Consider the following 25,149-nt stretch of genomic DNA (forward strand, 5'->3'; position numbering starts at 1 on the left):
GGGTTCAAGCCGGGCCCCGCCGCGCCGATACTGTTCCAACCTCACCCTGTCCCAAGACCGCCGCATGAAGGACCCGCAGGACGCCCTCCCCAGCCCCGGCCCCGGCACTGCCGTGGGGCGGCTGCTGTCGCGCCGCCTGGGCGCGGCCAAGGCGGCCGGGGACACGGTGGAGACGCCTGTCACCACGGGCGGCAGCAGCGCCCAGCTGCAACGCCTGTTCGCCGGCGCCGAGCAGCCCGAGCCGCTGCTGGCGGCGTTCGCCGAAGGCATGGCCACGCTGCCCGGTGAGCTGGGCGACATGGGCCAGCGCCTGCAGTCGGCCCAGCGCAGCGCCGACTGGGTCAGCTACGGCCGCGCCATGCGCCAGCTGATCGACAAGTACATCCGCACCATCGAGCAGGACAGCCCTGACGGCCCGCCCGACAGCCTGCGCCTGCGCGAGCTGCTGCGCATGACCCTGGGCGTGACCGTGGCCAGCCTGCTGCAGAACATGCCCGAGCTGAAGGATGAGCCGGTGCAGCTGGCCGCCGAGCTGCGCCACTGGCACCCCGGCCAGCCGCTGCAGCCACTGGAACTGCGCCTGCGCGAGCTCACCCACCAGATCGGCGTGCGCAGCGACGGTTGGCAGGAACAGCAGGAACTGCTGCTGAGCCTGTTCGACCTGCTGCTGGACAACATCGGCGAACTGCTCGACGACAGCAGCTGGCTGCATGGCCAGCTGCATGCCGTGCGTGCGCTGATCGGCGGCCCGCTGGACCGCGACTCGGTCGAGCAGGCGCGCTCCAACCTGCGCGAAGTGATCTACAAGCAGGGCCTGCTCAAGCAGGGCATCGTCGACTCCAAGGCCGCCATGAAGAGCCTGATGGGCGACTTCATCGAACAGCTGGACGGCATGGCGGTCAGCACCGGCGAGTACCACGACCGCATCAGCAGCTATGCGCTGGCGTTGAAGGAGGCGCGCAGCATCGCCGACCTCAACCAGCTGCTGCAGGACGTACTGCAGGACACCGGCCGCGTGCAGGAGCAGGCGCTGCAGGCGCGCGACCACCTGGGCAACGCGCGTCGCGACGTGGAACAGGCCGAAGCGCGCATTGCCGAGCTCGAACAGGAACTGCGCGACGTCTCCGGGCTGGTGCGTACCGACCCGCTGACGGGGGCATTGAACCGGCGCGGCTTCGACGAGCTGCTGGAGCGCGAACTGGCCCGCGCCGAACGCCACGGCCACCCGCTTGCGCTGGCGCTGCTGGACCTGGACGACTTCCATCAGACCAACAGCGACCACGGCCATCCCGGCGGCGACGCGATCCTGCGCCACCTGGTCACCGTGTGCCAGCTGCTGCTGCGCAGCTCGGACACCATCGCGCGCATCGGTGGCGATGAATTCGTACTGCTGATGCCGGAAACCCCGGGCGCCGACAGCATGTCCACTTTGCAGCGGCTGCAGCGCTCGCTGGCGCAGCGGCCATTGCAGCTGGACGGCCAGCGCGTACCGGTACATTTCAGCGCCGGCCTGAGCCAGTGGCAGCCCGGTGAAAGTGCCGACGCGCTGCTGAAGCGGGCCGATGCGGCGTTGTATGCCGCCAAGCGCGTAGGCAAGAACCGCGTACAAGCCGGCTGACGGCCGGCTGCGGTAGAGCCACGCCCTGCGTGGCTACGCCATGTCCGACACCGCGACAGCCACGCAGGGCGTGGCTCTACCGGGCAATGCGCACCCCGCGTAGCGACACGCCACGCGTGTCCCAAGCGGTGCAGGATTCAATGCGCGGTCTTGCCGCGCGCCTTCTGTATCCCCATCACCACCGCCAGCACCACTGCACCGGCAATCACGCCGACCACCACGTTGCCCAGCGCGCTCACCAGCCACCCCCACTGGCCATCCCCGCCCAGGCCCTGCACGAAGTGATGCAGCGCCGGTACGTTGTGCACCAGGATCCCGCCACCGACCAGGAACATCGCGGCCGTACCGGCCACCGACAGGAATTTCATCAACCACGGCGCCGACACCAGCAGGCCGCGACCGAACGCCGCCAGCGCGCCACCCTTGCGCGACAGGTACAGGCCCGCGTCATCCAGCTTCACGATGCCCGCCACCAGCCCATACACGAACACCGTCATGCCCAGCGCAATCACCACCAGCGCGGTCACCTGGTTCAGGAACGGCGCGGCCGATACCACGCCCAGCGACAACACGATGATCTCGGCAGACAGGATGAAGTCGGTGCGCACCGCGCCTTTGATCTTGTCCTTCTCCCACGCCACCATGTCGACCTTCTCATCGGCCAGCGCCGCAACCCGCTCGGCCTTCTTCTGCGCGTCCTCTTCCTTCGAATGCAGGAAGCGGTGTGCCAGTTTCTCCACGCCCTCGTAGCAGAGGAACGCGCCGCCGATCATCATCAGCGGCACCACGATCGGAATCGGATAGCCCTTGGCCTTCAGCCAGGTTTCCAGCGCGCTGATCGCCAGCGCCGCCGGGACCAGGATCGCCTTGTTCACCAGCGAGCCCTTGGCCACCGCCCATACCACCGGCAGCTCGCGGTTGGCGCTGACCCCGGTGACCTGCTGCGCGTTCAGCGCCAGGTCGTCGCCCAGCACGCCGGCGGTCTTCTTCGCCGCCACCTTGGTCAGGATGGAGACGTCATCCAGAAGGGCGGCAATATCGTCGAGCAACGCAAACAGGCTGGCACCGGCCATGGTCATCCAGGAATCGAAGGGTGGCAGCGATTCTGCCCGATACGGCCGCATTCGTGGAAGATCGCCGGCATTCACCGGCCCACTACTTCCAGGCGGCGACACTTCGGGTCCGTATCGCCCCCGGAGCCCTGCTTGACTACCACGCCCCTCGTCCCCGGCTCGCCCTCGCTGGTCAAAGGCATGAACCGCCGCAGCCAGATCCTGCGCCTGTTGCTGCGCTACCGGAATTCGGGCGTGTTTTCGGGCATGAACCTGGATTCACGCGCTGTCCACGACCTGCCCCCGGAGGGCAACCCGGAGCAGTTCGTCACCGACCTGGAGTCGCTGGGCCCGACCTTCGTCAAGCTCGGCCAGATGTTGTCCACGCGGCCTGACATGGTGCCCGCCGAGTACGTCGTGGCACTGGAGCGTATGCAGGAGAAGGTGGCACCGATCCCGGTCGAGCGGGTCTACGGCATCATCGAGCAGGAACTGGGCGCGTCGGTGACCAAGCTGTTCGCCAGCTTCGACCCGGTGCCGCTGGGCTGCGCCTCCATCGCCCAGGTGCACCGCGCGCAGCTGCATGACGGCCGCGAGGTCGCGGTGAAGGTGCAGAAGCCGGAAGTGGCCGCACAGCTGCGTTCGGACCTGGAGGTACTGCGCAGCTTCGCGCTGGCCGCCGACCACCTGACCCAGGTAGGCCGCCGGGTGCGCCTGCGCGACTGGCTCAACGAATTCGCCAAGACCCTGATGCAGGAGCTGGACTACCAGGCCGAAGCCGAGAACCTGCAGCGCTTCGGCCAGCACCTGCGGCCGTTCAAGCCGCTGTGGGTGCCGCAGCCGATCTGGGACTACTGCAGCCACCGCGTGTTGACCATGGAACTGGCGCAGGGCGTGCGCGTGGACATGATCCCCGACGTGCGCCGCACCGAAGAACCGATGGCACCGCTGGCCGCCGCCCTGATCCGCGGCTACATCGACCAGATCTTCGTGCACGGTGAGATCCACGCCGACCCGCATCCGGGCAACCTGCGGGTCACCCCGGACGGCCGCCTGGCGATCTTCGACCTCGGCATGGTCGCGCACATGCCGCCGCGCCTGCGCGAGCGCCTGCTCAAGCTGCTGTTCGCCGCCGTCGACGGACGCGGCGAGGAAGTGGCCGATGAGATCATCGGCATCAGCACGCGCCTGGAAGCCTTCGACGAGGAACGCTACCTGCGCGAGACCGGCCAGGTCATCGCGCGCTACGCGGCCAGCGGCACGTTCTCCGAAGGCCGCGTGGTGCTGGACCTGGTGCGCATCGCCACCGCCAGCGGGCTGCGCACGCCGCCTGAACTGAGCCTGCTCGGCAAGGCGCTGCTCAACCTGGAAACAGTGTGCCGGCTGCTCTCGCCCGACCTGGACACCCGCCGCATCGTCGAACGCCAGCTGCAGCACGTGATGCGCGCGCGGCTGAAGAAATCGCTTTCTGCCGCCAACCTCGCCAGTGAGGCGATGGAAGTGCAGCAGCTGCTGCGCGAAGGCCCGCGCAAGATGTCCGACATCCTGGCACTGCTGGCCGAGAACCGCCTGCAGATGAAGGTAACCGGGCTGGAAGAATCGCGCCTGATGGAGAACCTGCAGAAGATTGCCAACCGCGTGTCGGCGGGCATCGTCACTGCCGCGCTCATCCTTGCTGCGGCGTTGATGATGAAGGTGGATACCGGTTGGCACTTCTTCGGCTATCCCGCCATCGCATTCACCTTGATGCTGATCGGCGTGATCCTTGGGCTGGGCATCATCCTCAGTGCATTGCTGTTTGATCGACGTGCGCGTTCGCGCGAAGAACGCGGTCATCGCTGAGGCTTCACGCGCGCTTTACCCTTTGCAACGCAATGCGGTGTAGGCACCCAGCGCGCGTATTCAACAAACATTTCAGTCAGGTTCGTGCATGCATGATCGGGTCATCGGCCTGTCATGTGGGTGTGCTTGGCAGCCGGTTCGTCTCCGCTGCCGATGATGCCTATGCCCTGGATCCTGCTGCTGTCGCTGTTGCTGCTCACCTGGCTGTTGCTTGCCTCGGGTCGCTGGGCATGGTGGAAGGCCAGCTTGATGTCGGTGCTGTTGCTGGCGCTCAGCGCGTGGTGGCTGATCAACAAGTTGTCCGGCGACGGGCTGAATGCAGCAACGCTGTATCACCTTGGCGCGGACATGGAAGGCGCCGGCGTTTCCGATTTCAAGGGCTACATCGCCGGCTTCATCGCACTGGTCCTGCTGTCGCTGCTGCCGCTGCTCACCCCGCGGATCAAGCGCTGGCACCGCACCGCACATGGCCGCAGCGTATTTGCCGGCTTCCTTGCGCTGTGGGTAGTGGCGATCGGGGTCAGCCCGCTGTATCGCGACGGCCAGCGCCTGTACCAGCAGACGCGTCCGGTCGACTACAGCATGGTGGCGCCGGAGTATCGCGTCCCGCAGCAGGCGCTGCGCGCGCCGCGCAACATCGTGTGGATCTACGGCGAAAGCCTGGAACGCACCTATCTCGATGAATCCACATTCCCGGGGCTGATGCCCAACCTGAATCGCCTGGCCGGCCAGTCGCTGGACGTGCGTGGGCTGGTCTCGGCCGAAGGCGGTGGCTGGACCATCGCCGGACTGGTGTCGTCCATGTGCGGCGTGCCGCTGACCACCGCGCAGGGCGATGAGAACAGCATGGACCGCATGGGCAGCTTCCTGCCCGAAGCGGTGTGCCTGGGCGACTATCTCAAGCAGCAGGGGTACACCAACCACTACATGGGCGGCGCCAACGGGCTGTTTGCCGGCAAGGGCCAGTTCCTGGCCACGCACGGTTTCGACGCGGTCGACGACCTGGCCTGGTTCAAGGAGCAGAAGATCGCGCGTGCGCACTTCTCGCCGTGGGGCGTGCACGACGACGTGCTGCTGGACAAGGCGTTCGACCGCTTCATGCAGCTGTCCAAGGCCGGCCAGCCGTTCATGCTGACCACGCTGACCATGGACACCCACCACCCGGCCGGCCACCTGCCGGTGGCGTGCAAGCGCACCCGCTACCAGAGTGAGTACGGCAACATCGGCATGCTCAATGCGCTCAAGTGCACCGACGTGCTGATCTCGAAACTGGTCGACCGCATCCAGGCCAGCGCCTACGGCGACGACACCCTGATCGTGATCGCCTCCGACCACCTGGCCATGCCCAACGACCTGAGCCACATCCTGGCCAAGCAGAAGCGCGAGAACCTGCTGCTGTTCCTGGGCAAGGACATCGCACCGCGCCAGCTGGCCGCGCGCAATGGCTCGACCCTGGATTCGGGCGCCACCCTGCTCAGCCTGGTCGACCCCGGGATCGGTGAGATCGGCTTTGGCCGTTCGCTGCTGCATCCGGAACAGTCCAACAGCGCCAGTGCCGCCGCGTTCCGCGAGGGCGGCAAGGACTTCCCGCGCTACCTGGCGTTCTCGCGCTCGCTGTGGCTGGGCGACAAGACCCGCCAGCTGCGCATCGACGAGGACAACCAGGTGGTGATCGGCCTGCAGCACGTGCAGCCGCCGGTGCTTCTGGAGTACGACAAGACCTGGGACCTCAAGTCGGTCTACCTGGAAAACACCTCCAAGCAGTTCGACCTGGCCGACCCGGCCAATACGCTGGCTTACGTGGACCGCTGTACCGCCTTCGAGGACGGCTCGGCCGACGGTGACTGGTGCGCGATGCTGGTCAACCGCGACAAGGGCATCAAGCTCTACCGCGACGACCAGCTGCGCGAGGGCTTCGCCGTGGATGCGCCACTAGACCCGTTCAATGGCCCGCGCCCCAGCATCCGCCAGGCGCACATGATTACCCAGAAAGGCCGCCGCACCCGCGCCGGCCAGTACATGCTGCAGCTGGTCGCGAAACAGTCGCCCGACCGTGGCTTCTGGATCGAAGCGGTGTCCTCCAAGCGCAAGGTCGTGGTGGCGCAGCAGTGGGTGCAGCCCGACGCCGAGGGCCGCATCACCGTTCCTGTCGGCCTGGATCACGAAGTGGATGACCTGGAGATCCGCGCCTGGTTGAACCATGCCGAGAAGCTGGCAGTCGACACGTTCGCGCTGATTCCGTCACGACGTGGCAATCGCGGCTGAAAGTGGCGCGGCGCGTCGCACAACGGGCTCATTCTGGGATGACCCGCACAGCCTGATCGGTGCCGGATCGGCAGAATCGGCGCCCGCCGCTGTCGATCCGGGGAGCACATCATGCTGGGCCCACTGCAGGGCGCGAGCCGTCCTGCGGCGCCGCCGCCCAGTGCTGTTCCTGCACCGATGGAACCGACACCCGGCGTGGCGCCCGTCAGCCTGCGCAACGCGGCATGGGACGGTGGTAACGACACGACCGACGTCCCGCTCACCCCTGCACTGACACGCCTGCTGCGGCGTTGCCCGCTGCTTCCCTCCGAGCTCACCCGCGTTGAAGCGAGGCTCCGCGACGCACTCGCCACCACCTCGCCGGAGGCATTGGGCATGCAGTTGGCGGCCGTGCTGAAGGATGCGCCGCTGGCGGCCCGACCCGCGGCGCTCGACACCGCACTAGCCGCCCAGTCCACCGTGCCCCTGCCGACGCCGGACGCGTGGGCACAGGAATGCAGCCGGGTGGTAGCAGCGCTGCTCCGCGGGCTGGGCCAGCTGCAGTGCAGGCGCGCGGCCGGGCTGGCGCTGTACGCCGTCAGCAATGCGGCACTGGGCCCGGAGGGCGCGCGCCTGCTGGCGTGGTCGCAGCAGGCCGCGGCGCTGCCGCAGCTGCTGCACGCGCGGAGCGCACTGCCTTGGCTGGAATGGCTATGCCAGCTGCCGCTGCCCTCGCTGCGCGGTGGCGCGTGGGTCGAACCGCTGATCGCACTGCTGCCGCACTGGCTGGACGGCACGCTGCAGCAGGCCGCCTCCGGGCATCGCGAACTGCACCGGGCGCTGGAACTGCCGTCCGCGCCGCTGCGCCTGCTGCTGCTCGGCACGGTGTGGGCGCTGTGGTTCCGGCAGCAGGCCCCTGCACCACCGACCACGACCGTCGGGCAGCGGCTGGCCCGGCTGCCCGCTGCGCTGGACCAACTGGACCGGCTGGGCACTGGCGCGCGCGCGTTGTTCGCGCCTGTCGCGCCCGCACTCACCGATGCTGCGTCGTCTCCCTTTCCCTGCACGGCGCTGGCGATTACAAGTGCGGCTGCCTCCACGCGTCTGCTGCACCCCGCGTTACCGGTGGCGATGGCCGGCGCAGCCACGCTGCCCGCGCTGGCGCGACAACTAGGGCGGCAGCGCGGCGCAGCCCTTGCCGTGGGCGTGGCCGCTTCGACGACCGCTGCCGGTCTGGCCACCTGGGCGTTGAACACGGCCACCACCTCGGCACCGGGCACGAACAGCGCGCCATTCGAACCTGTATTTCGCACCGACGCACCACCGGCCACCGACAGCGAACCCACGCCGCCGCGCCGCCCGGTTCGTTCGCTGGATACGGCAACTGCAGGGCAGACCGAGGCAGCGGCACAGGACCAAGTGGCCCTGATCGAAGCGCTCTGGTCGCTGCGCGATGCCGCCGTCACGCAGGGCAGCGTGATGATCCCGCGCACCGCGTTCACTCCCGCCGCCGGCTCACCCTTGGCGATGGCGCTGCTCGGAATACGCGAACAGCTGGGCTGGCTCTACCGCCAGGACGACTTCCAGCAGCGCCTGTACGCCGAGCGCACGCCGCCGTCGACGATCCGGGTGGCGGACGGTCAAGTGCATGCCGCACGCGCGACCTCCGGCACGGTGATCCAGCTGCATCCGCAGTTCGATGCGGAAGGCATCAACACCTGGTCGACGCCCACCGAGGTACTGCTGCTGGACCTGCAGCGCATCGTGCGCAGCGCCGGGGGATGTTTCGACAACGCGGTGCCCGGCCGCCTCGATTGCGCGCTCGGGTTCTACCTGGGCCACCCGGCGTCCACCGGCACGCAGCGACCGCTGGCGATCGACAGCGCCATCCAGCACCTGGAGCGGCTGCTGCAGTTGCCGGATGGGCAGACCGCCGCCACCAACGAGACCACCACGCTGCTGGCGCTCGAGCAGGACGTGCGGGCGCTGAAAGCAGCGCCGATCCGCGGGCTGGAACCCATCTGGCGCAGCTGGCGGCCCGATCCACGCTCGCACCTGGGCCACAACATGGCGCTGGCCCGCAGCCTGCTGCTGCAGGTTTCGCAGCACGCCGACGTGATCGCGCAGTGCTGGCACCAGCACGCCGACCCGGCGCAGCTGGAGTACCCGGCGCAGGGACCGGTGCTGGCGCGCGGCCTGCAGGGCACCCGCAGCGTGCCGCTGTTCGATGCCGGTGATCCGCCTGCGGCCCTGGCCTCGATCGACAGCCTGCTGCGTGGCCTGGCCACGCTGCTGCATGCTCCAGTGCGTTCGGACGGTCGACTGCGGGTGCCGGAAATGCTGGCCTACTACGCCGCACCGCTGCCCGCCGCGCCGATCGACGATGCACCGTTCGACACCTGCCTGGCCGCACTCGAACGGCAACTGGCACCGTCACCGCCGCCGGTGCCCGAACCGCGTCGCGTGGCGATCGAGTGGGGCCAACGCAGCGACGCCCTGGCTCAGCAGGATCACCAGCGGCTGCTGTACCGCCTGTGGGAGCGCTTCGACGCGCTGCCCTACACCTGGGAGGAGGCGCTCGAACAGCAGAGCCTGGCCCCCACCGCGTCCTCGCCGCTGCTGGCCGCATGGCGCGAGGCACAGCAGCAGCTGCGCCTTGTCTTCGAGCAGCCCGACATCTGGCTGGCAATGCGCCGCCAGAATGCAACCTTCACCACCCTGCGGGTCGGCACCGACGGGCTTACCGCGCAGGTGCGCGGCGGCGGGCGCAGCGTGATCATCGCCGACGGCCTGCCTGGCAGGTTTGCGCCGCCGCTGTCGGGTTGGCTGGAAGCGCTGTACCGCATGACAGACCGGTTGGGCCGATTCTCATCGGGTACGACAGTGCCGCTGGGCAATGCGCTGCAGTTCCATGGCGCCTTGCCGCCCCGTTCGGCGCTGCCGTGCGCGGTGCCCACCCTGTGCACACAGGCCCACCTGTTGCTGGCCATCGCGCGGGTGCAGGAGAGCTGGGTGCAGCACTCGCCCCCGCAGTCGGCCTGGCACCAGGCGAGCAACGAACTGCAGGACCTGGGCCAGCTGCTCACCGAGCATCCCGACGCCACCGGCGAGGACCATCGGGCGGCGCTGGGCACTACCACCACCAGCACCCTGTACCCGGCGCTGCAGGCCTTCGCCGCGCTGCTGGCCTCGCCGGGGCTGCAGGCCGCGCTGCAGCGCCAGCAGTGGGTCCCGCGCTGGATCAGCGTCGATATCGACGGCAACGTGACGGCGCTGGACGCGGCAGGTGTGCTGCACCCGCTCGATCGCAACGACCGCTGGCAACACGCACCTGACGCTGCAGCGCAGCTGGCCACCGTGCGTGCGGTCGCTTACCACCTGGGGGGGCAGGTCCGCTCCGACGGTCGGGTCAATATCTCGGACATCCTCACCGCGCACGGCGGCTGCGGACCCGAAGAGGAAACCCACTTCGACGGTGCGGCACGTTGCGTGGAACGACTGCTGGCGGAACTTCGGCTGGGCATGCGCGCCGACCTGCTGCATGCGTGGGATGCGCTGGATGCCAACGACCTTGTACAGGTCCGCGCCACCACCACCGCCTTCCTCGCGCAGCGCGCGCCGGGCGAGCAGACCCTGCTGGAGTACCTGGCGCGGCCGTTGATCGAGCGCGGTGAGATGGCCTGGGACCAGGTCCACCGCGCCAGCCATTTCATCGCCGCCATGGCGCGCACGCCGCGCGCGCAGGTGCTGCAGACCGCGCTGCTGCGCGCGCTCGGCTGGTACCAGGGCAGCACCCATGCGCCCACCTCCCCGACCCTGCTGGCCAGCCTGATGCGGGTGGCGATCGTGCTCGACCTGGGCCCGCCCTCCAACCGCGACGCGCGCGTGCTGCTGGGCTACCGCCTGCACAAGCCCTCCAACTGGGGGCGCACGTTCGCCCAGATCCGGCTGGACTTCCTCGACTACCTGCGCAGCATGGGACGTATTCCCACTTCGATGCTGGGCATGGCAACAACGCTGGCGCTGCAGGATGCCGCGCCGGAGCTGCTGGCGCGCGACGTGCCACCCAACCTGGTGTATGCCAACACCATCGCCTCGATTCATTTCGTCTGCGGCGTGCATCTGGCCGAACGGATCCGCCGCGGATTGTCGCAGCAGATGCGTTTCAGCGAACTGCTGACCCTGTCGGCCGACCTCATGGAGGGAGAAGACGTGCCGGAACTGGTCAAGCAGATGACGCTTCAGGCGCGACGCCTGCCGACCCAGGACTGGTACGTGTTCCGCCAGCTGGAACGCAACTCGGCACGACCGCTGCGTCGCTCCGCACGCATGGAAGCCGCACTGCTGGCGTTCGAACAGCGCGTGGCCGACATCGAGCACGCGGTAGCGGACGTGCTGGCCCCGCTGCCCTACCGCATGCCACTGGTCGAGGCAGAGATCCACCGCCTGTTCCCGACGTTCCCCGGCGTGCTCGCCGAGCATGCCTGGAATTCCACCGCCTTCCTGCTCTGCCACGACGACAACCACTTTGGCCCCAGCTTTCCATTCTTCGAACTGGTCGCAGCCGGGGCGCTGCGCAACAGCAGCGATCGCTGGCGGCCGTGCCGCACCTTCGTTCCAGACACCCCACTGAACCGCGCGCCGGGCAATCCCCGCTATGAGGCCGCCCTGCAGGACGCCTTTGTGCAGATGAAGCCCGCGCTGCGGCGCCTGGCCGACATCAATGCGCGCTATCAACACCGCTTCGACGGGTACTTCCGCAAGGCGCAACGTGGCTACGGGGTATTGATCGAAGAGGCGCTGTACCAGCGGCCGGAAGCGGAGCGCGATGCGCTGCGCCGCGGCGACGTGCAGGTGTTTACCCTGCGCACGCATGAGCCGGACCTGGAAGCCGGGCAGGAAACCCGCAACGACACCGACCCGTATCGGGGCCGCTTTGGCGTGGTTTATTCGCTGAACGTGACCGGGCAGCTGCGTCACTTCCAGCTGTTCCCGCTGCAGAGCCGGATCGTGCCGCTGCCGTTGGACGGACCACTGCCGCTGGGCGGCGAGCTGCAGAAGCGCAAGGTGCGCCTGCGCAGCGGAAACACGGCCACCGTATACGTCCGCCGCGGCACGCCCCTGCCGGTGGATTGGGATGCCTTTTCCAGCGACAAGGCACCGACCGCCGGCAAGCTGTCGAACGTGATCGTCGAACCCCTGCTGGCGCCACCGCGCGCGGGCGACCACGACAACGCCACCCGCTCACCGTTCCATGCCCTGGTCGACCCCGTCCAACGGGAGTTCTTCTGGCTCGAGCAGGAAAGCTTCCATCGCGAAGGCTTCGCCATCACCGGCTATGAAGCGCACATGCAAGACGCTCCGCTCTGGCTCAGGGCCGCGGACTTCATCGTGCCATTCGTGGAGAACCTGCGCCGGATGTCATCGAAGAACCGCAACGAAGTCGCGTTCGCGGTGTTCGGGTTCTATCTTGAAGCCGTGATCGTGTTCGGCCCGGTGCTCGGCAGCGTAGCCAAGGCGCTGGCCAGGCCGGGAGCGAAGCTGACCAGCGCGCGCCTTGCCGAACTCTCGAAGATTGTCGGGCGCGGTACCGTGGACGCGCTCAACCCGGCGGCTGGCAGCGTAGCGTTGATGGGCCTGGGGGTCAGCGTGGTCCAGCGCGTGGCGCGCGGCAGGCTTCGCTTTCTGTGGAAGCTGATGGGTCGACAGCCACCACCGGCGCGCGCCCTGGGCATGCGCTGGGCGATGCGCGAAGGCATGGCCATCGCCAAGGAAGGCAGCTCGCTGGCGTCCCCGCTGTATGAGATCAAGGTGCGCACCGTGGACGGCATTCCCGGTGCGCTGGTGGCGCCGCCGCCGCTCGCCGGGAGCAGCCGGACCCTGCACCTGGTCGACCCCGCCACGCTGACCCTGTACGGACCGGCGTTCCAGGAGCGGCTGGGCGAAGGTGGCAACGCGGCCGGGATGCTGATCAAGGTGGGCGGCAGCCCGCGCACCCCGCATGTGTCGCCGGGCAAGGCGCTCAAGCCGATCAAGCAGGGCGGCAAGGCCTCCGACGAAGAAGGCGATGCCGAACAGGGCGAACTGCAGCCGCCCGTGGTGGTGCTGCCCGACCATCGCGCCCTGGGGATACCTGCGGCCCACCGATAAGGCGGACCGCAGGTGCGGTCAGGGCGTTTCCGGTGGCAGCGACGGGTCGCGCACCAGGTGGATGTCGGTGGGCGCGGACAGCGCGATATCGGCTTCCGCGAATTTCTGGAGCATGGTGAAGTACAGGTCGCTGCGCACGCCGTACACCGCGCGCGGGCCGGAGGTGTAGGCGAAGCTGTTGATCGCCACCTGGCCGTTGGCGATCGAGTCGATGAACACCGACGGCGCCGGGTCGGCCAGCACGCCCACATGGTCGGTGTACGCATCGAGCAGGATCTGCCGCACCAGCGCCACGTCGGTACTGAGCGGCACGGTGAACTGGATCTGGATGCGGCCCTGCGCGTTGCCCATGGTCATGTTGCGGATGGTCTTGGTGATCAGCTCGGAATTCGGCACGATCAGCGTCGACTTGTCGCCCACCTGGATCTCGGTGGAGCGCACATTGATCCGCTTGATGTCGCCCTCCTGGTCGCCCAGCTTGACCCAGTCGCCGATCTTCACCGGCCGCTCGGCCAGCAGGATCAGACCGGACACGAAGTTCTGGGTGATCGCCTGCAGGCCGAAACCAATACCCACGGACAGCGCACTCACCACCAGCGCCAGCTTTTCGAAACCGATGCCCAGCGCGGTCAAGGCCCACAGCACCGCCGCGATGATGCCCAGGTAGCGCGTGACTGTACTGATCGAATTACGCGCGCCAGCGTCCAGCTCGGTCTTGGGCAGGTAGGTGTCGCTCAGCCAGCGCTGGAACGCCTGCATCACGCCCCACACCAGCAGGAAGGCGAGCACCGCGTACAGGATGTTGCTGGGCTTGAGGGTCAGGTTGTCGCCAAGGCTGATCCCCTTGGACAACGTATCCAGCCCACCGTACAGCGCACTGACGTTGCCGAACGGTGCGGTCAGCGCGATCACCGCCAGCAGGATCACGCCGATGCGCAGCGCCGCCGACAGCAGAACGCCGGCCTGCACCACGCGCGACTCGCTCAGCCCGGTGGTCAGCAGCACGGTGCGGCCGATGCTGCTGGTCGGGCACAGCAGCCAGGTGGCCAGGTCGTCGGCGAACTTCATCAGCAGCGAGGCGGCCATCAGCACCACCGCGCCCCAGACCAGCTGCTGGCCGACGAACAGCGCCAGGTTGAGATAGCCCAGCAGGGTAGCGATCACTGCAGCTGCCACCACCACGTGGCCGGCCAGGCGCGCCACCACGATCCAGCCACTGCGGCGCGGCGGGCCCTTCGGCTTGGCATTGGGATCGGCCTGCGCCTGCGCTTCCAGCTTGGCGGCGGCTTCGTCGGTCTGGCGGCGGTGCAGGCGTGCCAGCGAGATCAGGATGGCAATGATCAGCGCCATGTAGGTGATCGCGATCAGGCCATCCACCGCCACGGTGGTGATGGTGCTGGTGCGTGCCGCGCGGTTCAGCGCGACCAGCACGACGCTGAGCCAGGTCAGGCCGGCCGCGCCCCAGGCGTACTTGCGCAGCCGCCAGGCGGCGGTGTCGTCCAGGTTGAGCAGGCGCCACGAAGGGCGCTTGGGCACCAGCAGGCAGGCGCTCAGCGCGGTGATGAACGCCGCGATGAAGGTGGCCACCTGAAGGCTCATCGCCACGTTCTGCAGGCGGGGTGGAATCGCGCCGATCGCATCCAGTGCACCGATCAACACCACCCCGGCCAGGCCCGGCAGCATCGTGCCCACCAGCAGCAACCACACCGCCAGCCCGGACCGGCGCAGGCGTCCATCCGGAGCGCGTTCAGAAGCCGCGTAGCGTCGCCCGGCCGCGCGCAGCCACAGCCGCAGCGGGAAGAACATCAACAGCGCCAGCACCAGGCCGGTCAGCGGCGCACCCCAGCCGTGCTGGGCAATGGCCTTGCGTGCGGTGCTTTCGCCCTGCCGGTACAGCGCGCCCAGCCGCTGCATGTCGGCCGGCACGTCCTTGGCGAACTGCCGCCACAGGGTCGGCGACAGCGGCGAGTTCACCTTGCGGGCGAGATCTTCGCTCAACTGGGTGACACGCATCTTTTCGATGTCCGCGCCCAGCTGCTTTGCGTCCACCCCCAGCAGCTTGGCGCGGGCGATCGCCGAGGCGATGTCGGCGCGCTGCTGGGTCAGTGCCTTGCGCTGCTGGGCCAGCTCGCGCGCTTCCACCGTGCCCTCGGGCACCGTGCCCAGCTGGGTCAGGCGGTTGTCGAGCTGGTCCAGCTCCGGCTGCAGGGCGCCCTGCGCACCATCGGCATCACGCTGTACCTTCATGGCGCGGTCGAACAGCGAGCTCAGGGTCTCGCGGGTTTCGGCGTCGGCCAGCGCGTCACGGATCGCGTCCAGTTCCTTGCCGGCCTGGGACAGCTGCGCCTTGGGCTGCGCGGTGGGATCGTCGGTGGCCTGCGCCCAGGCCCCGGGGGCCATGCACAGCCAGACACTCAGCAGCAACGCGGCCAGCGGCCGCAGCAGGGAATTACGAGGACGGAAAGACAAACCTGCACCTGGAGTTCACGCGGACCACCGCGCCTGCCGGGGACTATAAACCGAGCCCTGTTCACACCGGGTATGCATGTGTAAATCGCATCGTTCAGGCTTCACCCGGCCATGGCGGCGGCCCCGGCATCGTGGCGTCCACTTCCACTACGGGGGCACTCAATGACCACGCATTCCGAACTGAAAACCGTTGCCAACCTGCAGCTGCCGCGTTACCTCGGTACCTGGTACGAACTCGCCCGGCTGCCGATGTCCCATGAGCCGGAAGACTGCACCGATGTCACGGCCCACTACGCATTGAAGGACAACGGCCACGTGGCGGTGCGCAATCGCTGCCGGATCGGCGACAAGGTCGAAGAAGCCGAAGGCGAAGCCACTCCGGTCGGTGACGACCCCGCACGCCTGGAAGTGAGCTTCCTGCCGGCAGGCCTGCGCTGGATTCCCTTCACCAAGGGCGACTACTGGGTGATCCAGGTGGCGCCGGACTACAGCGTCGCCCTGGTCGGCAGCCCGGATCGCAGGTATCTGTGGTTGCTCGGGCGCGAGCCCACGCTGGATGCCACCACCGCCGAGCACTACCTGGAAGTGGCGCGCCTGCAGGGCTTCGACCTGACCCCGCTGATCCGCACCCCGCACACCGGCCATCCCACTGCCTGATCGCGCATGGACCTCAAGAGCGGCTATCCCTTCTGGGCGGTCAGCAACGGGCTGATGCATGCCTTCCCACCGCTGCGCGAAGACCGCAGCTGCGACGTGCTGGTGGTGGGCGGTGGCATCAGCGGCGCACTGATCGCCAATGAGCTGTGTGCGCACGGCCATGACGTGGTGCTGGTCGAGCAGCGCGACATCGGCTGGGGCAGCACGGCCGCCAGTACCGCGCTGCTGCAGTATGAGATCGACACCCATCTGATCGACCTGGCCAAACGCTTCGGTGAGGCGGATGCAGTCAAGGCCTATCGCGCCTGCGCCGAGGCGATCCCGGCACTGCGCGTGGTGTCGGCCGGGTTCCGCGGCGTGGATTGCCAGCCGATGCAGAGCCTCTACTACGCCAGCAAGCGCCGCCACCGTTCGGTCCTGCAGGACGAATTCGATCTGCGCCGGAAGCACGGCTTCGACGTGCGCTGGCTGGACGCGGATACGGTTCGCGCCGAGTACGGCGTACCCGCACCCGGCGCGATCCTCAGTGCATTGGCTGCCCGGGTCGACCCGTACCAGCTCACCTATCGTCTACTGATGCGCTTGGCAAAGGCCGGGTGCGCGGTACACGACCGCACCGTACTGCACAGCCTGGAGTCCACCGCACGCGGGGTCACCGCGACCACGCCGGAAGGGGTACGCATCCGCAGCCGCCACGTGGTGTTGGCCACCGGCTACGCCGGTCAGCACTGGCTGAAGCAGAAGGTGGCGCGCAACCGCAGCAGCTACGCCTTCATCACCGACCCGATCGATAAGGACCTGCTCGGCCCGCTGGCCGACACCATGGTCTGGGAGTCGGCGCGGCCCTATCTGTACATGCGCAGCACCGGCGACCACCGGCTGCTGGTCGGCGGCGAAGACGACACGGTGGACATTCCGGCCCGGCGCGACCGCCGCGTTGCCGGCAAGACCGGCACCCTGCTCAAACAGGTCGGCAAACTGTTCCCGCACCTGCCGCTGCAGCCCGCCTTCTCCTGGGCAGGCACCTTCGCCGAAACCGAAGACGGGCTGCCGTTCTTCGGACCGCACCCGCAGTGGGGGCCCCGGGTCCTGTTCGCCATGGCCTACGGCGGCAACGGCATCACCTATTCGATGATCGGTGCCGAGCTGCTGCGGGCGCAGATCGAGCGCCGCCGCCACCCGCTGGCCGGGCTGTTCGGGTTCGAGCGCCTGGAGCGCTGACCCAAACGGCGCCACTACAGGCATCATTCAAGCAACGGCTGCTAGCGTCAGCGCTGTCGGCCGCCTTGCCTTGCCCCGGAGCCCACCATGATCCGCCCGCTTTCCCTGCTGCTGTTGCTGCTGGCCCCCGGCGTCGTGCTGGCACAGTCCGCGGCCGGTGCCACCGGCCCGCAGTCGGCCACCGACCTTGACCTGTCGCTGCCGCAGAAGCCGCTACAGTACATGAACGACCCCACCCTGCGTGGCGACCCGCCCGGCACCTTCTACGGCGACAAGAGCGGCCGCCGCGCGGTATCGCGCGATGCGGCGGGCAACCGCATCGCCGACGTGGTCGACGACAAGCTGCGGGTCAACGGCAGCATCACCACCGGGATCGGCTATGCCAAGAACTTCGGCAACACGCACTACAACGCGGCCGAGTTGAACCTCAACAAGAATTACACCAACGACGAAGGCAAGACCCGCAACATGAACCTCAACATCCAGATCAGCGAGGGCAAGGGCCCTGGCTTCTATGGACCGTATGGGGGTGGTTACGGCGGGTACGGCCCCGGCTACTGGGGCGGTCCGCCGCCGGTCGGCTGGTAAGCCGGCTCAGTCCCACCAGTTGTCGCGCTGGGTGGAAATGATCCGCCCGTCATGGCCGCTCATGCGCACGTCCACGCGCTGGTTGCGGGCATTGCGCGCCTCCAGGGTCCAGGTGGCGCCATCGCGTTCCACCGACTCGATCTTCGTCAGTCCGGCCTTGCCAGCCAGGCTCAGGATCTGCCCGGCCTCCAGCATCGGGCGGCCGCTGAGCGGATCGAAGATCTCGCCGTTGGCCGGGTCGACGATCACTTCGGCCAGGCGGCCGTCGGCGCGGATGACATCGGCTTCCCACACGCCATCGTCGCGCTCGAGTTCCATGACCTGGGTGTAGCCGGCGGCGCTCAGTTTGGCCTGCACCTCGGCGGCGTTCAGGGAGGCGGCGTATGCCGGGGCGGTGGTGAAGGTGGCCGCCAGCGCGGCGGCAAGGATCAGCTTGTTCATGGGGTGTTCCTGGAAAGAGACCGGATCATCCCGGCACCGCCAGTCTGGCAAGCGCCCTTAAGCGCAGCATGAGGCCCGCTGTTAGGACCCGTTTAAAGGTCCCGCGTATACCGTATGGCCATGAATACCCTCGCGCTGCTGCTGCCCCTGCTGTTGACCGCCTCGGCCCAGGACCCCATGCGGGTGCTGGACGGCGGTGCGCGCCAGCAGGACGCGGTGCGCCAGGCAGTCAAGCAGGGCCGCTACGTCCCGCTGGAAACCGTGGTGCGCGACGCCCTGCGCCGCTACCCCGGGCAGCTGCTGGAGGTCGAACTGGACGACGGCGAGTACGAGATCGAGATCCTCGGCCCCAACGGCGTGGTGATGGAGCTGGACTATGATGCGACCAGCGGCCGCCTGCTCAAGATGGAAGAGGACTGATGCGACTCCTGCTTGCCGAGGACGATGCCCTGCTCGCCAGCCAGCTGCAGCTGCTGCTGGAAGACGCCGGGTACGTGGTGGTGCACAGCAGTGAGGGCGTGGACGCCGAGTACCAGGGCCAGGTGGAAGACATCGCCGCGGCGGTGGTCGACCTTGGACTGCCCGGTCTTGATGGCCTGAGCGTGATCGAGCGCTGGCGCCAGGCCGGGCGCGATTTCCCGGTGCTGGTGCTGACCGCGCGGACGCGCTGGCACGACAAGCTGGCCGGCTTCGACGCCGGTGCCGATGACTTCCTGACCAAACCGTTCCAGCCCGAGGAGCTGCTGCTGCGGCTGCGCGCGTTGATCCGGCGCAGCGCCGGCCATGCCAGCCCGCGCCTGCAGTGGGGCCCGCTGCGGCTGGACGTCAACGCCGGCCGCTTCGAACTGGACGGGGTGCTGCTGCCGCTGAGCCCGCAGGAACACCGCATCCTGAGTTACTTCATGCACCACCCGGACGTGGTGATCAGCCGTTCGCGGCTGGGCGAGCATGTCTACGAGTCCGGCTTCGATCCCGACTCCAACACCCTGGACGTGCTGATCGGCCGCATCCGCCGCAAACTCGGCAGCACGCTCATCCACACCCACCGCGGCCAGGGCTTCCGCCTGTCGGCGCAGCCATGAACACCCGTTCGCTGCGCAGCCGCCTGCTGCTGGCCGGTGGACTGGGCATGGTGCTGGTCTCGGCACTGGCCACCTGGTGGCTGGGCGCGATGTACGAGCGCTCCGCGCAGTCCACCCTGGACCAGCAGCTCAACACGGACCTGCTCGCGGTGCTGGCCCTGCTGGAGGTGGACGCGCAGGGGAACGTGCAGGTGCGCGACGAGCTGCGCGGCGAGCGGTACCGGCGGGTGTTTTCCGGTGCGTACTGGCAGTTGCAGGACGCGCGGGGCCAGCCACTGGGGCAGTCGCGCTCGCTGTGGGACGAAACGCTGCCTGCGCCGGCCAAGCTGCGTACCGGCCCGGCCCGGTCGTTCGATACCAGCGGCCCGCTGCAGCAGCCGCTGCGCGCGATGGCGCAGCAGGTCACCCTGCCCCGTGCCGCCCTGCCGCTGCGGGTGGTCGTGGCCACCGACCGCAGCCAGCTGGATGCCCAGGTCACGGTCTTCCGGCAACGTACCGCGCTGGCGCTGATGGTGCTGATCGCCCTGTGGTTTGCGGTGCTGGTGGCCCAGGTGCATTACGGGCTGCGCCCACTGACAGGACTCGGGCGCATTGCCGAGCAGGTGCGCAACGGCGAGGACGTGCGTTTTCCGCAGCAGGGCCTGGTACGTGAAGTCGCGCCGCTGGCCGCCGAGCTCAATGCGTTGCTGGACCACCACGGCCGCATGGTGCTGCGCGCGCGACGCAGTGCCGAAGACCTGGCCCACGCCCTGAAGACGCCGCTGACCGTCCTGTCCACCGAAGCCGCAGGTGCCGGCACCGACTGGCGACAGACGCTGCGCAGCGAGACCGCACGCATGCAGGCCAGTATCGACCGCTACCTGGCGCTGGGCGTGGCCGCTGACCACCAGCAGCGCACGCCGGTGGCGCCGGTGGTCAGCGCGCTGTGCGGGTTGATGCAGCGCGTGCACGGCGAGCGTGGCGTCGCGTTCGTGTGCGCCGCCGACGCACCGGGTGTGTTCGCAGGCGCGCGCGAAGACCTCGAAGAAATGCTGGGCAACCTGCTGGACAACGCGGGCAAGTGGACGGCGCAGCGGGTGGAGGTGGGCGTTGCGCTGGCCGACAAGCGGCTGCGGATCACCGTCAGCGACGACGGCGACGGCCTGCCCGAGGAAGACCTCGCACGCGTGCTCGGCCGCGGCGTGCGGCTGGACCAGCGCGCGCCGGGCAGCGGGCTGGGCTTGGCGATCGTGGCGGATATCGCCGAGAGTTACGGCGGCGGGTTGGTGTTGCGGAATGGGATGCGCGGATTGGTCGCGGAGCTGGTGTTACCCGCGGGCTGATCCCGCGTGCATGAGCCAGCAGTCAATCGCATCCAGCACGATATGGATCATCAACCCGATCCCGAACAACCGCGTCTTCTTCGGAACGCACAACCCCGCATACACCGCGATCGCCGGCGCCGTATGCAACGGATGGAAGCCGATGCTGCAGCGGTTCGGCGCATAGATCGGATCAGCCAACAGGTGATCCAGGTCGATGATCCAACCGAGCAGCATCAGCGCCCACGCCGACAGGAAGCGCTTGCGCCAGAACATCCACGCCAGCAACGCCGGTATGGCGGCGTGCAGGAACAGATGGAAGATGGCGCGACTGCTCAGACCAGCGGCTCGTCAGACAGGTACGTGTAACCGGTCAACCCGGCTTCCAGCGCCTCGGACAGCTCCTGCGCGCGCTCCGGCGACAGGTTTGCCGCGGCTACGCGCTCGGCGTAGCTGGCACGCAGGTCGGCCAGGCTGTAGCCCACGTAGTCCAGCATCACGTCGGTGGTGTCGCCCCGGCGCTGCTGGGTGATGGCGTAGCCGTCGGCATCGGCCAGCACTTCCACCGCGTCGGTGTCGCCGAACAGGTTGTGGATGTCGCCCAGGATTTCCTGGTACGCGCCCACCATGAAGAACCCGATCCGGTAGCTTTCGCCCGGGCGCACCGCGTGCAGCGGCAGCGAGGTGTCCAGGCTCTCGTTCTCGACATAGGTCTTCACCATGCCGTCCGAATCGCAGGTCATGTCGGCAATGATGCCGCGACGCTGCGGCACTTCGTCCAGGCGTTCGATCGGCACGATCGGGAACACCTGGTCGATCGCCCACGCGTCCGGGATCGACTCGAACACGCTGAAGTTGACGAAGTACTTGTCCACCAGGCGCTCGTTCAACTCGTCCAGCGCCGGGCGGTGGCTCTTCTCGTCGTAGCTCAGGCGCGCCCGCACCGCGTGGGCGATGGCGTAGAACAGGTCGTCGATGCGCGCACGCTGCGGCAGGTCGATCTGGCCCAGCGCGTAGCTGGCCAGGCCTTCGGCATGAAAGTGCTGCGCTTCCTGGAACAGCTCCACCGCCGGGCGCTGGTCGAGGTCGGCATGGATCTCGCGCAGGTGGCGGATCGCGGCCGGCTCGTCGTCGTGCTGGTCCGGCACGCGGCCTTCCTGCGCTTCTTCGACCTCGGAGACGTTGGCGATCAGCACCGCATGGTGCGCGGTCATCGCGCGACCGCACTCGGTGACGATGCGCGGCGGGGTCAGGCCGTGTTCTTCACAGGCATTGGCCAGCGGCTGCACGATGTTGCCGGCGTACGAATCCAGCCCGTAGTTGATCGAGCAGAAGCTGCGCGAACGGGTCCCTTCGTAATCCACGCCCAGCCCGCCACCCACGTCCACGTGGGTGATCTTCGCGCCCAGGCGCGACAGCTCCACGAAGTAACGGGTAGCTTCGCGCATGCCGTTGGCGATGTCGCGCACGTTGGAGATCTGCGAGCCCATGTGGAAATGCAGCAGGCTCAGGCAGTCGGCGTATTCGGTGTCGCGCAGCGACTTCCACAGGTCCAGCAGCTGGCGCGGGGAGAGGCCGAACTTGGCCTTGTCGCCGCCGCTGTTCTGCCACTTGCCCGCGCCCAGCGAGGCCAGGCGCATGCGCACGCCCAGGCCCGGCTTCACGTCCAGCGCCTTGGCTTCTTCCAGCACCAGCTTCAGCTCGGACGGCTTCTCGATCACGATGAAGGTCTGCAGGCCCAGCTTGCGGCCGATCAGGGCCAGCCGGATGTACTCGCGGTCCTTGTAACCGTTGCAGACGATCAGCCCGCCCGGGCGCGACAGCGCCAGCACCGCCATCAGCTCCGGCTTGCTGCCGGCTTCCAGGCCAAAGCCCTCGCCATGGTGGCTGGCCAGGGTGCCGGCCACGCCCCGGTGCTGGTTGACCTTGATCGGGTACACGGCGGTATAGCCGCCCGGGTAGTCCCAGTCGGCCTGGGCCCGGCCGAACGCGGCCTGCAGCTTGCCCAGGCGCTGGCCCAGGATGTCCGGGAAGCGCACCAGCAGCGGCAGCTTGGCCCCACCTGCCCGCGCGGCGTCCACGATGTTGGGCAACGACACCACCGGGCCGTCCTGGCCAGTCGGTCTCACCACCATGTGTCCAGCCTGATCCACGTCGAAGTAGCCATCCGCCCAATGCGGAATCGAGTAGGTCTTGCGGGCTTGGTCGAGGGACCAATCGGTCATTTCAGTGGGCCTGGTTGGTAAAAAAGGGGGTGCATGATAACGCCTAACAGGCGACAGCTCCGTTATCATGCGCGCCCGCGCCCGACCCCGGGGATTGAACCTGAACAGGCGCGGACCCCGGCTCCACCTTCTCCGAACAGGACTGTTACACCATGACTGACAACACCAACTGGTACATCGAGCATTTCGAGCGCACCGGCTCGGCCATCGGCTATCGCCTGAAGGGCAAGCTGGACGAGGTCCAGTCCCCGTTCCAGAAGATCGAGATCTTCGCGACCACCGACTGGGGCAACCTGATGACCATCGATGGCGCCATCATGCTGACCAGCAAGGACAACTTCTTCTACCACGAGATGATCAGCCACCCGGTGCTGTTCACCCACGCCGCGCCCAAGCGCGTGGTGATCATCGGCGGCGGCGACTGCGGCACCCTGCGCGAAGTGCTCAAGCACAAGGGCGTGGAGAGCGTGACCCAGTGCGACATCGACGAGCAGGTCACCCGCATGGCCGAGAAGCACTTCCCGGAGCTGTGCGATTCCAACAACGACCCGCGCGCCGAGCTGATGTTCGACGACGGCGTGGCCTACATGGCCAACTGCCCGGCCGGCAGCGTGGACGTGGTGATCGTGGACTCCACCGACCCGGTCGGCCCGGGCGAAGGCCTGTTCAACAAGGCCTTCTACGAGAGCTGCTTCAAGGCGCTGAAGGAAGACGGCATCCTGGTGCAGCAGTCCGAGTCGCCGCTGATGCAGCTGGACCTGATCAACGAAATGCGCACCGAGATGGGCAAGGCCGGCTTCCAGTCGTTCAAGACCCTGCCGTTCCCGCAGCCGTGCTACCCGACCGGCTGGTGGAGCGTGACCCTGGCGCGCAAGGGCCAGAGCAGCTTCGACTTCCGCCAGGCGGATTCGGCCTCGAAGGGCTTCGAGACGCTGTACTACACCGCTGCGCTGCATACCGGAGTTCTTGTGACCCCGCCGTTCGTGCAGGCTGCGCTGAAGAGCTGAGGTTACGGAGGAGCCGGCCGGCGGCCGGCACTACGGCAAGAAAAAACCCGCGCCGGTGACGGCGCGGGTTTTTTTGTGCGTGGGCATCCGGTAGTGCCGGCCGCCGGCCGGCTCCAGGCGATCCTAGATCGCCCAGATCCCCGCAATCACCAGCACCACCAACCCCCACTTGATCGCGTGATACGCGAACGCATTGCGCGCGCGCAGGGCCTTGGCCTTCAGCCGCACCTTGTACAACCCACCAAACGCCTTGTTTACCCCACCGGTCGGGTCGCCCGGGAAGTTCGGCGAAGCGCCGCCGGCCAGCAGCGTGGCGGCCACGGCACGGTTGAACAGGCCCGGCAGGCCGAAGCGCAGCGGGCGGGCGATGTCGCAGAACAGGATCACCCGGTCCGCCTCGGTTTCATTGTGCGCGTGGTGCACGTAGGTTTCGTCGAACATCATCCACTCGCCGTCGCGCCAGCTTTTGCGGATGCCGTCGACCTCGATGTAGCAGCGGTCGTCGTTCGGCGTTGCCAGGCCCAGGTGCAGGCGCAGCGAACCGGCGAACGGGTCGCGGTGCGGGCGCAGCTCGCTGCCCGGCGGCAGCTGCGCGAACATCGCCGCGCGCACGTCCGGAATCGACTCCAGCAGCGCGGTGGTCTGCGGGCAAAGCGACTTGGCCGACGGGTGCGACGGTCCGTACCACTTCAGGTAGAAGCGCTTCCAGCCACGGCGGAAGAACGAATTGAAGCCGGCGTCGTTGTACGAGCTGGAGGCCGCGATCTTTTCCGCATCGCGCAGCGCCAGCGCCTCGTCGCGGATCATCTTCCAGTTCGCCCGCAACGGTTCCAACTGCGGGAACTCCTTGCCCGGATCCAGGAACGGCGTGGTCGGCACCTTGGAGAACATGTACATGACCACGTTGATCGGCGCCATGAAGCTGGAATGGTCGAGCAACTGGCGCGACCAGCGCGCGCGGACCTTGCCGCGGTAGTGCACGTACAGCACGCAGGCCACGAACAGGGCCACCACAATAATCTTGATCATCAAGCATCCACCGGCCGCTGCCGGAACCCGAAGGTGTAAGGGGGAAAGCCAGGCGCGACGGAGACGTGCCGTCAGGTGCGGGACTGCCGCGCGGGCGCATTCAAGCCCGCTATGGTCCGGGCCAGCCGGTCCTGGGTCAAGCCAGTCCCCACGGGACATTCAGACGCGCGACGCTCTGTTCCACCCCCGGTTACGACATTTTTCCGACAAACACTGGTTTCGT

General features: G+C 67.9%; 17 protein-coding genes. 11 read left to right on the top strand and 6 right to left on the bottom strand.

The window, feature by feature from the left end:
- The first annotated feature begins 64 nt into the window (after positions 1-64).
- Positions 65-1,618 carry a GGDEF domain-containing protein gene (locus HGB51_RS09945; RefSeq protein WP_070207409.1) on the top strand — a complete coding sequence of 518 codons (1,554 nt, stop codon included), beginning with the start codon at positions 65-67 and terminating at the stop codon, positions 1,616-1,618.
- A gap of 137 nt (positions 1,619-1,755) precedes the next feature.
- Here HGB51_RS09945 and HGB51_RS09950 read toward each other — a convergent pair whose 3' ends face one another.
- Entirely contained in the window at positions 1,756-2,691 is a 936-nt protein-coding gene (locus HGB51_RS09950) for a DUF808 domain-containing protein (protein WP_070207439.1), read from the bottom strand.
- 180 nt (positions 2,692-2,871) lie between these two features.
- On the opposite strand from HGB51_RS09950, the gene HGB51_RS09955 reads away from it, so the two are divergent.
- The 3 genes from HGB51_RS09955 (at position 2,872) to HGB51_RS09965 (ending at position 12,906) form a co-directional block, all read left to right on the top strand.
- Complete coding sequence (locus tag HGB51_RS09955) at positions 2,872-4,512, top strand: ABC1 kinase family protein (protein WP_171966831.1); 1,641 nt, start codon at positions 2,872-2,874, stop codon at positions 4,510-4,512.
- A 162-nt stretch (positions 4,513-4,674) separates the two neighbouring features.
- The gene (locus HGB51_RS09960; protein ID WP_070207407.1) at positions 4,675-6,777 is read left to right on the top strand and encodes a phosphoglycerol transferase I; all 2,103 of its coding nucleotides are present in this window, start codon (positions 4,675-4,677) and stop codon (positions 6,775-6,777) included.
- Between the two features lie 111 nt (positions 6,778-6,888).
- Positions 6,889-12,906, top strand: coding sequence for a hypothetical protein (locus HGB51_RS09965; RefSeq protein WP_171966798.1), 6,018 nt, complete (start codon positions 6,889-6,891; stop codon positions 12,904-12,906).
- Between the two features lie 18 nt (positions 12,907-12,924).
- Here HGB51_RS09965 and HGB51_RS09970 read toward each other — a convergent pair whose 3' ends face one another.
- Positions 12,925-15,306: a DUF3772 domain-containing protein gene (locus tag HGB51_RS09970; protein WP_084738881.1), complete on the bottom strand. Its 2,382-nt coding sequence runs from the start codon at positions 15,304-15,306 to the stop codon at positions 12,925-12,927.
- 231 nt (positions 15,307-15,537) lie between these two features.
- Here HGB51_RS09970 and HGB51_RS09975 point away from each other — a divergent pair, with 231 nt between their 5' ends.
- The 3 genes from HGB51_RS09975 to HGB51_RS09985 all read left to right on the top strand — a co-directional run bounded on the left by HGB51_RS09975 (position 15,538) and on the right by HGB51_RS09985 (position 17,841).
- Complete coding sequence (locus HGB51_RS09975; RefSeq protein ID WP_070207092.1) at positions 15,538-16,032, top strand: lipocalin family protein; 495 nt, start codon at positions 15,538-15,540, stop codon at positions 16,030-16,032.
- Positions 16,033-16,038: 6 nt separating this feature from the next.
- A complete protein-coding gene (locus tag HGB51_RS09980) occupies positions 16,039-17,253 on the top strand; it encodes an NAD(P)/FAD-dependent oxidoreductase (protein ID WP_070207091.1) in 1,215 nt (404 codons plus the stop codon).
- Positions 17,254-17,340: 87 nt separating this feature from the next.
- The gene (locus HGB51_RS09985; protein ID WP_070207090.1) at positions 17,341-17,841 is read left to right on the top strand and encodes a hypothetical protein; all 501 of its coding nucleotides are present in this window, start codon (positions 17,341-17,343) and stop codon (positions 17,839-17,841) included.
- 6 nt (positions 17,842-17,847) lie between these two features.
- On the opposite strand, the gene HGB51_RS09990 is transcribed toward HGB51_RS09985, so the two are convergent.
- The gene (locus HGB51_RS09990; protein WP_070207089.1) at positions 17,848-18,282 is read right to left on the bottom strand and encodes a PepSY domain-containing protein; all 435 of its coding nucleotides are present in this window, start codon (positions 18,280-18,282) and stop codon (positions 17,848-17,850) included.
- A 120-nt stretch (positions 18,283-18,402) separates the two neighbouring features.
- Between HGB51_RS09990 and HGB51_RS09995 the strand changes: the two genes are divergently transcribed.
- From HGB51_RS09995 to HGB51_RS10005, 3 genes are read left to right on the top strand one after another with little or no spacing between them, the layout of a single operon-like run.
- Positions 18,403-18,702, top strand: coding sequence for a PepSY domain-containing protein (locus HGB51_RS09995; RefSeq protein WP_141739068.1), 300 nt, complete (start codon positions 18,403-18,405; stop codon positions 18,700-18,702).
- Entirely contained in the window at positions 18,702-19,364 is a 663-nt protein-coding gene (locus tag HGB51_RS10000) for a response regulator transcription factor (RefSeq protein WP_070207088.1), read from the top strand. Before HGB51_RS09995 ends, HGB51_RS10000 begins: the two co-directional genes overlap by 1 nt.
- Complete coding sequence (locus tag HGB51_RS10005) at positions 19,361-20,686, top strand: sensor histidine kinase (RefSeq protein WP_070207087.1); 1,326 nt, start codon at positions 19,361-19,363, stop codon at positions 20,684-20,686. Before HGB51_RS10000 ends, HGB51_RS10005 begins: the two co-directional genes overlap by 4 nt.
- Here the strand turns inward: HGB51_RS10005 and HGB51_RS10010 are convergent.
- Entirely contained in the window at positions 20,672-21,004 is a 333-nt protein-coding gene (locus tag HGB51_RS10010) for a DUF6122 family protein (protein WP_070207086.1), read from the bottom strand. The genes HGB51_RS10005 and HGB51_RS10010 overlap by 15 nt on opposite strands.
- Positions 21,001-22,890, bottom strand: coding sequence for an arginine decarboxylase (speA, locus tag HGB51_RS10015; RefSeq protein ID WP_070207085.1), 1,890 nt, complete (start codon positions 22,888-22,890; stop codon positions 21,001-21,003). Before speA ends, HGB51_RS10010 begins: the two co-directional genes overlap by 4 nt.
- A 152-nt stretch (positions 22,891-23,042) precedes the next feature.
- On the opposite strand from speA, the gene speE reads away from it, so the two are divergent.
- Positions 23,043-23,897 carry a polyamine aminopropyltransferase gene (gene speE, locus HGB51_RS10020; protein ID WP_070207084.1) on the top strand — a complete coding sequence of 285 codons (855 nt, stop codon included), beginning with the start codon at positions 23,043-23,045 and terminating at the stop codon, positions 23,895-23,897.
- Positions 23,898-24,020: 123 nt separating this feature from the next.
- On the opposite strand, the gene HGB51_RS10025 is transcribed toward speE, so the two are convergent.
- Entirely contained in the window at positions 24,021-24,926 is a 906-nt protein-coding gene (locus tag HGB51_RS10025) for an aspartyl/asparaginyl beta-hydroxylase domain-containing protein (RefSeq protein WP_070207083.1), read from the bottom strand.
- Positions 24,927-25,149 lie beyond the last annotated feature (223 nt).

Source organism: Stenotrophomonas bentonitica, from assembly GCF_013185915.1.
In the GTDB taxonomy this organism is placed as follows: Bacteria; Pseudomonadota; Gammaproteobacteria; order Xanthomonadales; family Xanthomonadaceae; genus Stenotrophomonas; species Stenotrophomonas bentonitica.

Coding starts and splice junctions, on each gene's coding strand:
- HGB51_RS09945 (WP_070207409.1), top strand. CDS start 65: ATGAAGGACCCGCAGGACGCCCTCCCCAGCCCCGGCCCCGGCACTGCC.
- HGB51_RS09950 (WP_070207439.1), bottom strand. CDS start 2,691: ATGGCCGGTGCCAGCCTGTTTGCGTTGCTCGACGATATTGCCGCCCTT.
- HGB51_RS09955 (WP_171966831.1), top strand. CDS start 2,872: ATGAACCGCCGCAGCCAGATCCTGCGCCTGTTGCTGCGCTACCGGAAT.
- HGB51_RS09960 (WP_070207407.1), top strand. CDS start 4,675: ATGCCCTGGATCCTGCTGCTGTCGCTGTTGCTGCTCACCTGGCTGTTG.
- HGB51_RS09965 (WP_171966798.1), top strand. CDS start 6,889: ATGCTGGGCCCACTGCAGGGCGCGAGCCGTCCTGCGGCGCCGCCGCCC.
- HGB51_RS09970 (WP_084738881.1), bottom strand. CDS start 15,306: ATGGCCCCCGGGGCCTGGGCGCAGGCCACCGACGATCCCACCGCGCAG.
- HGB51_RS09975 (WP_070207092.1), top strand. CDS start 15,538: ATGACCACGCATTCCGAACTGAAAACCGTTGCCAACCTGCAGCTGCCG.
- HGB51_RS09980 (WP_070207091.1), top strand. CDS start 16,039: ATGGACCTCAAGAGCGGCTATCCCTTCTGGGCGGTCAGCAACGGGCTG.
- HGB51_RS09985 (WP_070207090.1), top strand. CDS start 17,341: ATGATCCGCCCGCTTTCCCTGCTGCTGTTGCTGCTGGCCCCCGGCGTC.
- HGB51_RS09990 (WP_070207089.1), bottom strand. CDS start 18,282: ATGAACAAGCTGATCCTTGCCGCCGCGCTGGCGGCCACCTTCACCACC.
- HGB51_RS09995 (WP_141739068.1), top strand. CDS start 18,403: ATGAATACCCTCGCGCTGCTGCTGCCCCTGCTGTTGACCGCCTCGGCC.
- HGB51_RS10000 (WP_070207088.1), top strand. CDS start 18,702: ATGCGACTCCTGCTTGCCGAGGACGATGCCCTGCTCGCCAGCCAGCTG.
- HGB51_RS10005 (WP_070207087.1), top strand. CDS start 19,361: ATGAACACCCGTTCGCTGCGCAGCCGCCTGCTGCTGGCCGGTGGACTG.
- speA (WP_070207085.1), bottom strand. CDS start 22,890: ATGACCGATTGGTCCCTCGACCAAGCCCGCAAGACCTACTCGATTCCG.
- speE (WP_070207084.1), top strand. CDS start 23,043: ATGACTGACAACACCAACTGGTACATCGAGCATTTCGAGCGCACCGGC.
- HGB51_RS10025 (WP_070207083.1), bottom strand. CDS start 24,926: ATGATCAAGATTATTGTGGTGGCCCTGTTCGTGGCCTGCGTGCTGTAC.